The sequence below is a fragment of the Dactylosporangium darangshiense genome, from assembly GCF_039537565.1.
In the GTDB taxonomy this organism is placed as follows: domain Bacteria; phylum Actinomycetota; class Actinomycetes; order Mycobacteriales; family Micromonosporaceae; genus Dactylosporangium; species Dactylosporangium darangshiense.
Window position 1 is genome coordinate 16,721 of record NZ_BAABAT010000056.1, and the last position, 13,520, is coordinate 30,240.

Annotated in this window: 10 protein-coding genes; 6 read left to right on the forward strand and 4 right to left on the reverse strand. The window is 72.7% G+C overall.

Translation table 11 applies throughout. The features are described 5' to 3' along the window. Window positions 1-34: 34 nt before the first annotated feature. From ABD901_RS50730 to ABD901_RS50745, 4 genes are read right to left on the reverse strand one after another with little or no spacing between them, the layout of a single operon-like run. Window positions 35-193 carry an SGNH/GDSL hydrolase family protein gene (locus tag ABD901_RS50730; RefSeq protein ID WP_345140856.1) on the reverse strand — a complete coding sequence of 53 codons (159 nt, stop codon included), beginning with the start codon at window positions 191-193 and terminating at the stop codon, window positions 35-37. A 10-nt stretch (window positions 194-203) separates the two neighbouring features. Next, complete coding sequence (locus tag ABD901_RS50735) at window positions 204-1,013, reverse strand: SDR family oxidoreductase (protein ID WP_345140858.1); 810 nt, start codon at window positions 1,011-1,013, stop codon at window positions 204-206. A 33-nt stretch (window positions 1,014-1,046) separates the two neighbouring features. Then, window positions 1,047-2,267 (reverse strand): hypothetical protein, encoded by a 1,221-nt coding sequence (locus tag ABD901_RS50740; protein ID WP_345140861.1) that lies wholly within the window; start codon window positions 2,265-2,267, stop codon window positions 1,047-1,049. Beyond that, window positions 2,264-2,818 (reverse strand): hypothetical protein, encoded by a 555-nt coding sequence (locus ABD901_RS50745; RefSeq protein WP_345140864.1) that lies wholly within the window; start codon window positions 2,816-2,818, stop codon window positions 2,264-2,266. Before ABD901_RS50745 ends, ABD901_RS50740 begins: the two co-directional genes overlap by 4 nt. Window positions 2,819-2,969: 151 nt before the next feature. Between ABD901_RS50745 and ABD901_RS50750 the strand changes: the two genes are divergently transcribed. The 6 genes from ABD901_RS50750 to ABD901_RS50775 all read left to right on the forward strand — a co-directional run bounded on the left by ABD901_RS50750 (window position 2,970) and on the right by ABD901_RS50775 (window position 13,352). Beyond that, window positions 2,970-4,589: a phytoene desaturase family protein gene (locus tag ABD901_RS50750; RefSeq protein WP_345140867.1), complete on the forward strand. Its 1,620-nt coding sequence runs from the start codon at window positions 2,970-2,972 to the stop codon at window positions 4,587-4,589. 24 nt (window positions 4,590-4,613) lie between these two features. Beyond that, window positions 4,614-7,262, forward strand: a complete 2,649-nt coding sequence (locus tag ABD901_RS50755) for a DUF4062 domain-containing protein (protein WP_345140870.1) — start codon at window positions 4,614-4,616, stop codon at window positions 7,260-7,262. A gap of 72 nt (window positions 7,263-7,334) precedes the next feature. Next, complete coding sequence (locus ABD901_RS50760) at window positions 7,335-8,036, forward strand: hypothetical protein (RefSeq protein WP_345140873.1); 702 nt, start codon at window positions 7,335-7,337, stop codon at window positions 8,034-8,036. Window positions 8,037-8,092: 56 nt separating this feature from the next. Then, window positions 8,093-8,755 (forward strand): hypothetical protein, encoded by a 663-nt coding sequence (locus ABD901_RS50765; RefSeq protein WP_345140875.1) that lies wholly within the window; start codon window positions 8,093-8,095, stop codon window positions 8,753-8,755. Continuing rightward, window positions 8,752-11,937 (forward strand): protein kinase domain-containing protein, encoded by a 3,186-nt coding sequence (locus ABD901_RS50770; RefSeq protein ID WP_345140878.1) that lies wholly within the window; start codon window positions 8,752-8,754, stop codon window positions 11,935-11,937. Before ABD901_RS50765 ends, ABD901_RS50770 begins: the two co-directional genes overlap by 4 nt. A 431-nt stretch (window positions 11,938-12,368) precedes the next feature. Further along, window positions 12,369-13,352, forward strand: a complete 984-nt coding sequence (locus ABD901_RS50775) for a DUF2332 domain-containing protein (protein ID WP_345140881.1) — start codon at window positions 12,369-12,371, stop codon at window positions 13,350-13,352. The last annotated feature ends 168 nt before the right edge of the window (window positions 13,353-13,520 follow it).

The window sequence follows — 13,520 nt, forward strand, 5'->3', positions numbered from 1 at the left end:
GTGATGCCGCGCCCGCCGGCCGACGACGAGCGCGTCAGAGGCCGAGCTCCTCGCAGATGTCGGCGTAGCGCTCGATCTCCTCCGGTGTCTGGCGGTGCCGCCCCAGCCCGGCCTCGTCGAACTCGTCGACGGCGCTCGCCGCCTCCTCGTCGCAGGGGGCGGGCAGGATCAGGGCGGTGATGTTGTGTCCCAACGCGCCGATGCTAGTGACCCCGGAACTCCGCGGCGTGCTCCTCGGCCCAGTCCGCGAACGGCCGGGCGGGCGCGCCGGTGAGGCGCTCCACCTCGCCCGTGACCGGCTCGGGGGTCTCGGCCATGGACGCCCAGTGGCGCAGTACCTCCTCGGCGCCGTCGCCGGCCCAGCTCGCCTGGGCGAGGGCCTCCTCGTGCGTGGCCGCCTCGACCGTCACGTCGCGACCGGCGGCCGAGCCGAGGGTGCGGATCTGCTCGGCCTGGGTGATCGCGGCCGGGCCGGTCAACGCGTACGCCCGGCCGGCGTGGCCGGGCGTACGTGCTGTCAGCACGTGCGCGGCGACGGCGGCGATGTCGCGCTCGTGGATGAGCGAGCGGGCCGCCTGCGGGTACGGCACGCGGACCGTGCCGCCGGCGCGGATGTCCGCCGCCCACTGCCGGGTGTTGGCGGCGAACCCGCTCGCCCGCAGGAACGTCCACGCGTCGCCGTGGCGGCGCAGCGCCGCCTCCACCTCACCCCAGACGCCGCTCTCGGCCGGCGGCCGGTCGTCGCGGACGGCGAGGGAGGACACGTAGGCGACCGGTCGCCCGCCGATCGCCGCGGCGATGTCGCCGATGCCCGCGGCGGACTGGAACGGCCAGATCAGCAGGACCGCGTCCACGCCGTCGAGGGCCCGCGCGAGCACCCAGGGGTCGCGCACGTCGCCGACCGCGCGGGACAGCCCGCGCACCTCGGCGCCCCGCTCCGCCAGCAGCTCCACGGCCGGCCGGCCCACGTTGCCGGTCGCGCCGATCACCAATGCCCGCAGTGTCTGTGCCATTCCGGCATCCTGCGACCTCAACCGCGCTTCAGGTCAAACCCGCCGAGCCCGGGCGACGAGGAGCACGGCGAGGGTGAGCGCCTCGGCGGCCGCGGTGGCCTCGGCCGCGCCGGCGGCGCCGAAGGCGGGCACGCCGACCGCGACGCAGACCGTGAGCACCGCGGCGAGCAGGGCGAACGCGCGGGTGGCGCGGCCGTAGTGCGCGTCGCCGATCCAGTCGAACAGCAGCGCGCGGGTGACCGCCATGAACGGCAGGGCGAGCATGAACAGCGCCAGCCAGCCGGCCGCGCCCGGGTGCGGCAGGGACAGCACGGTGCGGGTCAGCACCGGCGCGAGGACGGACACGACGGCGGCCATCGGGACCGCGCAGGCCAGGGCGACCGCGACGGCGAACCACGCCGGGTGGTGGGAGTAGCCGATACCGAGCCGGGCGCGGGCTCGGGCGATCATCGGGACCTGCAGGGCGGACTGCACGACGCCGCCGATGGCCTGGTACGCGGCGGCGACCGCGCCGAAGGAGCCCATGACCGCCGGGCCGGCGACCAGCGAGAGGGCCACCGTGCCGGCGCGGGCCACGTACAGGTCGCCGGCCGCGTACCCGAACAACGGGCCACCGGCTCGATAGGCCGCGGCGACGTCCCGCAGCATCGAGTACCGCGGAAAAATCTGGCGGCGCAGGGAGCCGTCCTTGCCGAGGACGAGCTCGCCCGCCGCGAGCTGGGCCAGGCCGGCGACCGCGAGCGCGACCGTCAGGGGCACGCCGGCGACGACCAGCAGCAGGGACGCCGCCTTGCTGCCGCACTGCAGCAGGGCGTTGGCGAGAAAGCGCATCCGGCGGGTGAAGTCGGCGATCTGCAGCTGCGCGAGGGCGTTGCCGAGCGCGACCACGCCCGCGGCGGCGAGGGCGGACGGGTCGTACCCCCGCCCGGCGTAGAACGCGCCGACCGCTACGGCGCCGAGGAGCAGGCCGGGCACGACGACCAGGGTCCACTGGGCGCGGACGAGGGCCCGCTGCGGCTCGGTGCCGTTGAGGTACAGCATCGCCGAACCGCCGGCGAGGCCGATCTGCACGAACGCCAGGGCTGAGGTGACGACGGTGTACGCGGCGATCTGCGCCGTCTGGCCCATCGCCGCGCACACGGCCAGGACGGCGGCGCTGAGCAGGCCGTTGGCGACGACGGCGCCGCCCGCGATCGCCGAGCTTCGCGCGAGCCCGAGCAGGCCGCGCTGGTCGGCCGGGCTCGGCAAGGTCACCGCCGCATCGTAGCGGCTCGAGGGGCCTGTCCGACCGAACCTGGGGTGAAGTCCCAGTTCAGCTCGCACAGCCGCAGCGTGCGGTCGTAGGCGCCCCACGCGACGGAGGTGCCATCAGTAGCTTCTGCGATAGGCGGTGTGCACGGTCGAACCGACTGCGGCAAGGTGAGGAAGCTCAGCTCTCCTTGTCTGGAGTTCTGGGCTTGGATCGCGTCAGCCGGTGATCGAGTATGCAACATGGCGAAGAAGAAGAGGACGCCGCAGATCACCCATGTGGTTCTGAAGTACGCGTCGCCGGGTAGCTTGCCACTGGACGCCTCGATCACCCAGGCGATGTTCAATGCGAGACCGATCGGCCCGATCAGCCACCAGGCCAGAAACGCGTTGATGGAGGCGACAACTGACGCGACGCTGGTGTCCTCCAAGTCAGCAGACTTGTACAACTGCCTCAAGCTCACGGCCGTCAACATGAGATAGGCGAGGAAGCCGGCAGCCGAAACCAGCGGCAGGCGCGCGAAGAGCGCCAAGCCTGCCGCGGTGACGATGGTCAAGGCGATCGAAACCACGGCTAGGGCGGACACGGGGCCGAGTCGCACTCGCAACCGACGGGCGGACGGACTCCAACCTGACCGCGAGCCCGCAGCACGTCACGGTCCCGTCGGGTTCGTGGGTAGATCAGCCGTCAGTGGGTAGCTTCCCGTCGTGCGGATCTGCGACGCGGTCGTCATTGGCAGCGGGATCAACGGGCTGGTCGCGGCGGCGATGCTCAGCCGTGCCGGTTGGGATGTCGTGGTACTCGAGGGAAACGCAGTGCTCGGCGGTGCGATCCGGACCGCCGAACTCACCGCGCCGGGGTACCGGCACGAGGTCTTCTCATGCTGGCATCCGCTGTTCGTCGGCGGGCCGGCGTACCCGCGACTCAAGGACGACCTGGACCGGCGTGGTCTGGCCTACCGCAACACCGCCACCCCGACCGGCGTCGTGATGACCGACGGGGCGACCGCTGTTTTGAGCACCGACGAGGATGCCCTGACCGCCGAGCTGGACCGGCATGCCGACGGTGACGGCGCGGTGTGGCGGCGGGAGATGGGCGAGTTCGGCGCTCGGTCCAAGCTCGCGTTCGGGGCGCTGGGCACTGAACTATGGTCGACGGCGGGTGTCCGGCTCGGGCTGCGCGCGCTGTTGTCCATGAGGGCCAGTGGGACATTGGCGTTCATGGAGTCGGCTCTTGAGCCGGCCACCGCCTGGCTGCAGCGGACCTTCCGCAGCGAGCAGGCCCGTGCACTGTTCGCGCCGTGGATCAACCACAACGGCATGGGGCCGGACGACGCCGGCTCGGCGTTCATGCTCAAGGTGATCGCGTCGGCGACGGTGCAGGGTGGCATACCGGTGCCGGTTGGTGGTGGTGTCACGCTGGTGGAGGCGCTCGCGTCGATCGTGCGTGACAACGGGGGTGAGCTGCACACCGGCGCCACCGTGGATCGGATCGTGGTGCGTTCCGGCCGGGCGGTGGCCGCTGTGACAGCCGATGGTACGCGCTACGGCGCGCGGCACGCGGTACTGGCCAGCACCACGCCCCAGGCGCTCTACCTCGACCTGCTGCGCAACGCCGAGCTGCCGGCAGTGGTACGCGACGCCGCCCGCCGCTACCGGTGGGGACGCAGCGACATGCAGATCCACGCGGCGCTGCGCGAACCGCTGCGCTGGCGCGACAGCAGGCTCGACAGCGTGCCCCTGGTACATGTGACGCCGGGCCTGGACGGGGTGCGCAAGGCCGTCGGCGAGGCGGGCCGCGACGTGTTGCCCGCACGGCCGTCGATCGCGGCGGGACAGCCCACCGTGCTCGATCCGTCCCGGGCGCCCGACGGCGCCGCCGTGCTGTGGATCCAGCTGCTGGAGACCCCGTACCGGCCGAGCGCCGACGCCGCCGGTGAGATCGATGTAGGCGACGGCACGTGGACGCCGCAGCTGACCGAGGCCTACGCCGACCGGGTGTTGGCCCAGCTCGGCGAGCAGGTGACCAACCTCGACCGGGCGGTGCTGACCCGCGCGGTACTCAGCCCCGCCGACCTGGAGCGGGAGAACCCCAATCTGGTGCACGGCGACCCGTACTCCGGCGCCTGCACCCTCGACCAGTTCCTGCTCTGGCGGCCGATACCGCCCCACCCGGGCCACCAGACACCGGTCGAGCGGCTCTGGCACATAGGGGCCGCGACCCACCCCGGACCCGGGTTGTCCGGCGCGTCAGGTCACATCGTCGCGACCCACTTGCTCCGCCGTGGCCCCCTCGAACGGCTGCGCGGCCTGCTCGCTGCGCGGTAACAGCTCTGAGGGGGAAGGACTGGCATGTCTGCTCGCGATGACGCGGTGGTAAGGCCGCCGGGTGACAGCATCATCCGGACTCCCGACCAGCATCTCCGGGTGTTCGTGAGTTCTACGCTGGATGAGCTGGCTGATGAGCGACAGGCCGTCTCTCGCGCCATCTCGACGCTCAGGCTCACGCCGGTGATGTTCGAGTCCGGGGCGCGGCCGCATCCTCCCCGCGACCTGTACCGGGCATATCTTGCGCAGAGCGATGCCTTCATCGGGCTGTACTGGCAGCGCTACGGGTGGATCGGCGCAGGCATGACGATCTCGGGTCTGGAGGACGAGTTCGAGCTGTCTCGCGCGTTGCCTCGGCTGCTGTACGTCAAGACACCGGCGCCCGATCGTGAGCACCGACTCACCGACCTGCTCGACCGCATCAGGCAGGAGGCCACGGTCTCGTACCGAGCCTTCCGCACGCCCGGTGAGCTCGGCCGGCTGGTGCGCGACGACCTCGCGATGCTGCTGAGCGAACGGTTCGCCGCCACCCGCCCCTCGGCAGCGGAACCTGCATCGGTACCGGCGCGGTCGGCGACCCCGCGCGGCCCGCGTCCGCTGCCCGCGGGCACGACTTCGCTGGTCGGACGGGATCAGGCCATCAGCGAGGTAGCCAACTTGACGGGGCGGCCAGACGTGCGGCTGGTAACGCTGACCGGCCCGGGCGGGATAGGCAAGACCCGGCTGGCGGTAGCCGTGGGCGAGCGCCTGCGTGACCGCTTCGACTCGGGCACCGCGTTCGTCCCCCTGGCGGCGATAAGCCAGCCCGACCTGGTCATGGCCGGCATCGGCCGGGCGGTAGGGGCCGACATGGCGGGAACGAACGCGCCACTGGATGCCTTGGTCGAGCAGTTCGGCGACGGCCGGTGGCTGCTCATCCTTGACAACCTGGAGCAGGTCACCGACGCCGCCACTGAACTCAACGACCTGCTGGCTCGCTGCCACGGCGTTACGATCCTGGCCACCAGCCTGACCGTGCTGCGGCTGCGGGCCGAGAGAGAATACCCGGTGCCCCCGCTGCCGTTGCCGGCTGATCCCAGCACGGTACCGGTCGAAGGGCTGATGTCGTCGTCGCCAGCGGTGGCGCTGTTCGTGGATCGAGCCCGCGCCGTGCGCTACGACTTCGCCCTCACCGAGGGCAACGCCACGGCGGTGGTGGGGATCTGCCAGCGCTTGGAGGGCCTGCCGTTGGCCATTGAGCTGGCTGCCGCCCGCACCCGGGTGCTGGAACCCGCCGCGCTCCTGCGCAGGCTGGGGCGGTCGCTTGATGCACTGGGGCCGGGCATGGTGGATATGCCCGAGCGCCAGCGCACCCTGCGGGCAACGGTCGACTGGAGCATGGGCCTGCTCGACGATGCCGAGCGGTCGCTGCTGGAGATCATGGCCGTATTCGTCGACGGCTGGACCACCGAGGCCGCCGCCCAGGTGGCCGGGCTCGACGAGGAACGGGCGCTTGCGTTGGCCGAGACGCTGGCCCGCCACAGCCTGATCCAGCTTGACCGCACCGGGCTCGGCCCCCGATCGCGGATGCTCGAGACCGTCCGCGAGTTCGTGGCCGAACGGCTGAAGGCCCGGCCCGACGTCGCCGAAGTCGGGCGCCGCCACGCCGAGCACTACCGGGCGCTGGCCGAGCAGGCGGACCGGCCGTTGCGGGGCGTCGGTCAGTACGAGTGGACCGAGCGGCTGGAGTCCGAGGCGGGCAACCTGGCCGCCGCCGTGCGCTGGTACCTGGCCCACGATCCCGCGCCGCTGCCGCACCTGTTCCGGGTCCTGTGGCCCTTCTTGTTCCTGCGGGACCATCTGGGCGAAGCCCGATCCTGGGTCGATCAACTCGTGCCCTCCGCCGACTCCCTGAACCCACAGGCCCGCGCCGAGCTGATGTGGACGGCGGCGGTGACCGCCAGCGACATGGGTGACGACCGGGCGGCGCTGGCGGCCGGCCAGCACCTGGCGCCGCTGCTCGACGGGGTCGAGGATCCCTACCTCCACGCGGTCTGCCAGCTGGCCATCGCGTGGACTTCGCCGATCGTCGGCGACTTCGACAATCTCCTCCTCGAGGCGACGGCGAGCCTGGAGCGGCTCCACAGCCAGGACGAGCCGTTTTTGACCGCCCTGGCCGCGTTCACCGCCGGCGTCGCGGAGACGACCGTCGGCCGCTACGACGATGCCCTGCGCCACCTCCGCGAGATGCGCGACCTGGCAGAGCGATTCGACAACACCTGGCTCGCCGCCTGCTCCCGGGTGCAGTTGGGCGCCTTGGCCGCCCTTCGGGGCCGGCTGGACGAGGCCTCGGCGCTGCTGGATGAGGGGCTGGCCCTGAGCTTGGCGACCCACAGTACCCACAATGTGTCCATATGCCTGATCGCGTTCGCCCGGTTGGCGTTCGTGGAGGGCGACCCCGAGAAGGCGGCGCTGCTGGCAGGGGCGGCCGAGGGCCCGCGTCGGCGGGCCGGCCTGCGGGCGTGGCCGATGCTGCGGCGGGGCGAGGCCGAGCTGAGGGCCCAGATTCGTCAGACGTTGGGCGCGGATCGGTTCGACCACGTGTACGCCGCCGGCTCCCGGCTCCACCAGCGGGAAGCGGCAGCCGTTATCCGGGACCCACGCGCGTCCTCCGTAGCCCCGATCGTTCGCTAACTGTTGATCAAGTTGCCTGGCCATGGGTTGATCGTTTCCGGGTAGCACAGGCCGCCTCTATTATCGACAATCATGAGGTTCCGTGGGTACCGCCGGCCGGGTCGGCACTCCGCGGGCCGGTGGATCGTCGCGGCGCTCGGACTGGGCCTGCTCGTGGCGGCGCTCGTCGTGGCAAACGGTCCATACCGGCAGACCCGGGAGTTCCGCCGGGTCGCGGCGTGCCAGGCGGGCGGCACCGAATGCTTCGCCGGTGAGCCGGGCACCATCCGCGGCCGCGACGAATACACCACCACCGACTCGAACTCCAACGGCAGCACCAGCACGACCACCCACTACGAGGTCACCTGGGAGGAGTCCGGCGGCGGCCGGCAGACCCGCGAGGTGTCCTGGGACCTGTACCGCCACGCGGAGGACGGGGCCCCGGCGACGCTGCGCCGGTGGCGTGGCGAGGTGGTCGCGCTGGAGACGGGCGGCACGACGGAGTGGTTCGTGCCACGTGCCGGCCAGATGCTGTGGTTGTGGCTGATCCTGGCCTGGTTCGGGCTCGGCGTCACGCTGTGGGGGCTGCTGTTCGGCTGGTGGGACGGGTTCTTCTTCCTCGGCTACCGCACCTTCTGCTGGATGTTCGTCAGCCTCGTCCCGGTGGCCATGACCGTCGATGCGCTGGCGTACGGCCTCCACGTAGGCGCCATCTTCGTTGGCGAGCTGCTGTTCGGAATCTTTGCCACGGCCATCGGCGGCTGGATGCTGGTCTCGACGTTGAAGCGATGGTGATGCGACGGCCCCCGATCGCGCAACGCGGCGTGCGCGGGTTGGGTACGGTATGCCGGGTGGTCGATCCGGAGCAGGCGATGAACCGGCTGAACAAGGATGTCGGCGCGGTCGTGCGGCCGCTGGGGTTCCGCGGCTCGCGCGGCAACTGGGTGCTCGTGACGCCCGACGGGGTCGCGCAGGTGGCCACGAGCCGGCGCAGCCTTTCCGGCACCATCTTCGCGCACGTCGGGATCGTCGTGGTGCCGGTGGCATGGTGGGAGTACGTCAACTGGCGCAACGCACACTGGGGCCGGCCGTCGGTCGCGTTCGGCAAGGACGCGCTGCGGCACGACATCGGCTTCGTCGAGACCCGCCGCCGCCCGCCGACCGCCTACTACCACATGCGCGTCGACCCGGGCGCGTACCCGGCGAACGTCACCACCGCCGAGGAGCTCGAACGGGCCGCGGCCGCGCTGAGCGGCGCCGCCGGCGTCCTCGCCCGCACCGCGATCGACCTGCTGCCGCCCGGCCGCTACCTCGACGCGCTGCTGTCCATTCCCGACATCGGCTACGGCATGTGGGAGCCCGTCGTGGTGCTCCTCGCCGACCGTGGCCCCTCCGACGAACTGGAGCAGGCGATCGACGACATGTGCGCCTCCTACGCCGAGCACGGCGCAGAGCGACCCGACCTGGTCATCGAGTACGCCCGGGCACGCGCCGCGGACCGGGTGAGCGCATGAACGGCGAGTGGCACACCGGCGCGATCGTCGCCGGAACGTACGAGGTCCTCGGCGAGCTCGGCCGCGGCGGGATGGGCGTCGTGCACCGCGTCCGCCACCTCGGCTGGGGGGTCGACCTCGCCGTCAAGGCGCCCTTGCCCGGCACGGCCACCTCACGGGACCTCTTCGTCGCCGAGGCCGAGACCTGGGTGTCGCTCGGCCTGCACCCCAACGTGTGCGCGTGCCATTACGTGCGCAACCTCGGCGGCGAGCCGCGGCTGTTCGCCGAATACGTGCCCGGCGGCACGGTCAAGGACCAGATCAAGAGCCGGATGTTGTACCGCGGGAGCTCCGACCGAGCGCTGGCGCGCGTCCTCGACCTCGCCGTGCAGGCCGCGTGGGGCCTCGCGCACGCGCACGGCCGTGGCCTTGTGCACGCCGACGTCAAGCCGGCCAACGTGCTGCTCGACGACGACGGCAACGCCAAGGTGACCGACTTCGGCCTGACCCGCGCGGCCGGCCTCGCCGTGGGCGGGCTCACCCCGGCGTACGCCTCACCCGAGCAGGCGGCCGGCCGCCCGGTCGGCCCGCCCGGCGACGTCTTCAGCCTCGCCGTCTCCGTCCTGGAGATGCTGGTCGGCGACGTCACCTGGCCGGCCGGCTCGATCGCCGGCGCCGCGCTGCGCGAGGAGATGACCGACCCGGGCGGCACCCTGCCGATCCCTCCGGCGCTGGGCGAGCTGCTGCTGCGCTGCCTCGACGACGACCCGCAGCGCCGCCCGTCGGACGGCGCCGCGTTCGCCGCCGCCCTCGTCGAACTGTGGCCGGCGGTCGTCGGCGCGGCGTACCCGCGAACGGCACCGCGCGAGGCGGACCTTCGCGCCGACGGCCTCAACAACCGCGCACTGTCCGAAGTGGACCTCGGCCGCCTGACCGAGGCGTCGCGCAGCTTCGCCGGCGCCCTGGACGCCGACCCGCGCCACCCGGCGGCGGCCTACAACGCCGGCCTGCTGCACTGGCGCGCCGGCAACACCACCGACGTCGAGCTCGTCGACGCCCTGACGGCCATCAGCGGCGAGTCCTCGGTCTCGTCCGAGGCCCGCGAGCTGCTCGGCCACGTCCACCTCGAGCGCGGCGACGTGACCGCGGCCCGCGAGTGCGGCGTCGAGCCCCCCGACGGCCTCCCCGACGCCGCGCTGCTCTTCGAGGAGCGCCTGCCGTGGCGGCCGCCGCCGCGCAACAACCGGGAGCTGCCGGACGTGGCGGTGGCGTACGACCGCGAGGGCCGCCGCGCCGTGTCCGGCTACCACGACCGGGTCCTGCGCGTGTGGCGCGACGGCGCTGTGGAGCGCGAGCTGACCGGCCACACCGCCGAGATCCGCGCCGCGCTCATCCACCCCGACGGCCGGCTGGCGATCTCGGGCGGCCGCGACGCCGTCATCCGCCTGTGGGACCTCGACACGGGTTCGCCGGTGGGCGAGCTGCACGGCCACGCCCGCGACGTCATGACCCTTGCCCTGAGCCCGTCCGGCGACCGCCTGCTCTCCGCCGGGTACGACGGCACGCTGCGCCTGTGGTCGCTGCCCGGCGGCGCGCCCGGCCCGGTCATCGAGCAGCCCGACGCGATCCAATGCGTCGCCCTGTCCGACGACGGCCTGGCACTGTCCGGCGCCGGCGACGGCTTCCGCGTCTGGCGCGTCGACACCGGCGAGCTGCTGCACCACTGGCCGACCAACGGCCGCATGACCCGCGTGGCCGCGCTCACCCCCGACACCCGGTACGCGATCGGCGGCGACTACACCGCGCTGTACGTCTGGGACGTCCGCGACGGCCGCACGCTGCGCACCATGCGCGGCCACGCCAACGGCCCGAGCTCGATCGCCGTCGCACCTGACGGCCGCCACCTGCTCACCGGCGGCACCGACGGCACCGCCCGCTACTGGGACCTGGCCGCCATCGTGGCCGGCGACGTCCAGGCGGCCCGTTGCGTGCGCACGTACAAGTGCGGCGGCGAGGTGACCGCCGCGTGGATCTCCGCGGACGGCCGCACCGCCCGCACCGGCTCCGTCACCGGCTGGTCGCGGCACTGGCGCCTCCCCGAGCCGTACCGCGCCCCCGCCCGCCTCACCCGCCCGCGCTCGGCGGCGTCGCTGGCGGCCGGCTCGGCCCTCTTCGAGGAGCTCCTGACCGCCGCGACCCGCCCCGGCGCCGACACCCTGGAGGTCCTGCGCGCCGCACGGGCCGTCCCCGGCCACGAGCGCGACCCGCGCGGCCTGGCCGCCTGGCAGCAGGTCGGCCCATGCGTGCGCACCGGCCTGCGCGCCGCCTGGACTTCGCGCACCCTCACCGGCCACACCGCCGGCATCTCGGCCGTCGCCCTTGGCCGCCACTGCGCCGTGACGGGCAGCCGGGACCGCACCGTGCGCATCTGGCACCCCGGCGGCGTGCACATCCTGGAGGGCCACGAGCACACGGTGGAGTCGGTAGCCCTGGGCCCCGACCGCGTCCTGAGCGGCGCCGCCGACCGCACCGCCCGCTTCTGGTCGATCGCGACGGGCGAATCCCAGGCGGTGCTGGAGGGCTTCGACCACGGCGTGTCCGCGGTCGCCCTGAGCCCCGACGGCCGCCTGGCCCTGATCGGCACCGCCTTCCGCAAGCTCATCCTGCTCGACGCCGTGGCGATGCGCGTCCTGGCCGACCTGGAGGGCCACCGGGACCGCATCACGTCGGTCGCCTTCAACCCGGACGGCCGCTACGCCCTGAGCGCCTCCTACGACGGCACCATGCGCCTGTGGTCGATGCCGTCGGGCGAGCTTGTCCAGGTGTACCAGGGCCACAAGGGCGCGGTGACTTCGGCCGCTTTCGGCACCGACTTCCTGGTCTCCTGCGGCCACGACCGCACGGTGCGCCGCTGGGCCCCCGTGTCCGGCGAGTGCTCCCTGCTCTTCGACGCCCCATCGTTCGGCGCCAACGCGGTACGCGTAACGGGCGACGGCCGCTACCTGATCACGGCCGGCATCGACCCGATGCTCCGCGTATTCTCGACCATCGACGGCACCCTGCTGCGCACCGTGCCCGGCCACACCGACGGCGTCCAGGACATCACCCTGTTGCCGGGCGACTGGCAGGCCCTGTCGGGCGGCTTCGACAAGGTGGCCCGGCTCTGGTACCTGGACTGGGACCTGGCCACACACCGTCCGTGATGGGTTGCTACGGTTGGTTACTGCTCCGCCTGGCGATTTGGTGACGTGGGGTAGGGTGGGTTAGACGGAGCGCCCGCCGCCGAGGTCCGCGACGAACGCTCATGGCGCAGTCGCTCGCTGACGCCAACGGCAATCCGGCAACGCATTGAGCCCGGCCACGTCACGGCGCATCGCGGCCGCGCCCGCGCGCGGGGCCGCGGCCACGGCCCGGGACGGTGACAATGGCCCGGGCGCTGTGCCGATGGCTCGCCGTCGCGCGGGACCGGATCTCAGACGGGACTGCTTGGGCGCGGTGGATGCGGGGCGGTCCGGGGCGGACGCGGGCGGTGGGTCGGGGATAGCATTCGGTCAGGCACTCGGTTCGGCAACGGCGCTGCGGTCGGGGTTCACACACTGCACTCGGTCGGGCGCGGCACTGGAGTCGTGGGCGCATGTCGGAGCGGGCGACGACGGCGGACGAGTATCGTTTCTTCGCCACGGCGATGGCGCGCGGGAGTTCGCCGTTGTACGAGCGCTTGGCCCTCGGCGTCGCCGACGACCCGAAGATGCTCCAGATGCTCGACGGCCTGCCGGTCGCCAAGCGCCAGCCCAACCTGCTGCTCGCGGCGGCGCGGTACGTGGGTGGGACGCCCGACGGGTACGCTCACTTCCGCGACATCGTGTTCGGCAACCTCGACGCCGTCGTGGGCATCATGCTTTCGCGGCGCACGCAGACGAACGAGCCAGGGCGGTGCGCGGGGCTGTACCCGGCGCTTGCCTCACTTCCGCAGCCGCTGGCGCTGGTGGAGGTGGGTGCGTCGGCGGGGCTTTGCCTGCTGCCGGATCGGTACGCGTACGAGTACGTCCGCGCGGACGGCGCCACGGTACGCGCGGGCGACGAGGCAAGCCCGGTGCGGCTGCGGTGCCGCGTCGACGGGCCGGCACTCGCCGTCGGGCCGGATGCGGTGCAGGTGGTATGGCGGGCCGGGGTCGACCTCAATCCGCTGTCCGTTGTGGACGAGGACGACGTGCGGTGGCTGCGGACGCTGGTCTGGCCCGAGCAGCACGATCGGCTCGCGCGGCTCGACGCGGCCCTCACCGTCGCGCGGCGCGATCCGCCCCGGGTCGAAGCGGGGGATCTCAATGAGCGCGTGGACGAACTCGTCGGGCAGGCGCCGCGTGGGGTCACGCTCGTGGTGTTGCACACAGCGGTGCTCGACTACGTGCCGGAGCCCGGCCGCGGGGCGTTCGTGGACCGGATGCGGCGGCTTGACGGGCACTGGCTGTCGCAGGAGCTGCCGAGCGTGTTTCCGCAGTTCGCGGGCCAGCTGCCAGCCGAGCCGCCGGGCGGAGTCGTTGCGTACGCGCTGATGCTCGACCGTCGGCCGCTTGCCTTCACCGCGGTGCACGGCGCGTGGATGCGCACGTTGAGGTGACCTCAGCCAGATAGGTGATCATAGGCGGTCGGACGCTGCCGGTGAGGGCGTGAGGCCTCGGTTGATCAGCCGGTGTGACCGCTCCTGCGTTTCGCCTGGAGGCGGCGCCGCAGGTACAACACCGGGCTGAGGCGGAGGTCGACTCGGCGAGGTCGTGGTCCACCTCCC